Raw genomic sequence first — 1,409 nt, 5'->3', positions numbered from 1 at the left:
GCAAATACCCCAACAATAAAGCCGACTGAACCCCATTTCCGAACCTTGCCATATAACTCAGCCCGCTTTTCACCCAGCCAGAATAAAGTCACCCCCTCAAACTGTGCCAGAATCGCATTCTGAAAAAAGCTGAAAACCAGCATCAATAAGGCAATCGATTGAAAGCTATTCGGAATAATAAAAATTGCAAACCAGATACAGGCTTCCATCCATGTTGCGATTCGTACCAGTAGCATCCGCTTGCCTGATTTATCTGCAATCCAGCCCCAGATCAACGGCGCGAAAAAACGGGTAATAATTGCAATCGAAGATAAAATTCCAATTTGCTTATAATTAAAACCCTGATCTTGCAGATAAAGGTTCCAATAAGGCATAAACGTTCCCACTATGGAATAGTAGAACAGGTAGAAACCACCCAAACGGGTCTGGATATTCAGGGAGTGCAACAAATTAAGGGCCTTATCAACAAATGTATATTGGAAAAAATCGGAAAATTTATCCAGATAGGTTGAACTGAATTTTAGCTGATTTAAGAGAATAATTCTCAAGTCTAACAATTCATTACTTGTGGTTAAAGACGGTTCTTGGCATGATTTGTGGATTGCTGAATTATAGGAATCTCCTGCCTATGGCTAGCCCTGCACAAGCTATAAGACATAAACTACTCAATACTTTCTTTTCAAGACATTCGGTTTGGTTCGTTTGTATCTTGATCACGCTGACGATTAGCTGGTTCAAGGTCATTTATACACCACATAGCATTTATTATTTTATTTCCGACACTTTATTGAATGGGCTTTGGCTGGTGACAAGCCTGCTCAGTGTGCTTGGCTTGTATGACCTGCTCCAGAAAAAGCATGCAATTTTAAGAAATTATCCAATTCTGGGACATTTCCGTTTTATTTTTGAGGATGTGCGCCCCGAAATTCGCCAGTATTTTATTGAAGCCGATCAGGATGCATTGCCCTTTTCCAGAATGCAACGCAGCTTGGTTTATCAGCGTGCAAAAAATGAAAATGCAGACAAACCCTTTGGTTCAATCATTGATGTCTATCAAGCCAACTATCGTTTTATTGTGCATTCGATGACACCCTGCCCACCTGCCGATCCATCCACTTTTCGGGTTCTGATTGGCAATGCGCAATGTAGCCAGCCTTATAGTGCCTCAATCATGAATATCTCGGCCATGAGTTTTGGCAGCCTAAGCGCCAATGCGATTCGGGCTTTAAACAAGGGTGCCCAACTGGGCAACTTTTACCACGATACGGGTGAAGGTAGTTTAAGCCCTTACCATATGGAAAATGGCGGCGACATTGTCTGGCAAATTGCCAGTGGTTATTTTGGTTGTCGTACACCTGAGGGATTATTTGATCCTGAGAAATTTACCCTACAGGCGCAAAATCCAAACA

General features: G+C 41.9%; 2 protein-coding genes. One reads left to right on the top strand and one right to left on the bottom strand.

The annotated features are described in order from the left end of the window. Positions 1-449 (bottom strand): MFS transporter (locus B4H32_RS00090; protein WP_286798977.1); only part of this gene is annotated, 449 nt, incomplete at its 3' end. Positions 450-628: 179 nt separating this feature from the next. On the opposite strand from B4H32_RS00090, the gene B4H32_RS00085 reads away from it, so the two are divergent. Further along, on the top strand, positions 629-1,409 hold a 781-nt coding region (locus tag B4H32_RS00085), incomplete at its 3' end, for a glutamate synthase-related protein (protein WP_286798976.1).

The sequence above is a fragment of the Acinetobacter sp. UBA2063 genome (assembly GCF_002333245.1).
GTDB classification, from domain to species: domain Bacteria; phylum Pseudomonadota; class Gammaproteobacteria; order Pseudomonadales; family Moraxellaceae; genus Acinetobacter; species Acinetobacter parvus.
This window is presented reverse-complemented; position numbering and strand designations above follow the sequence as displayed.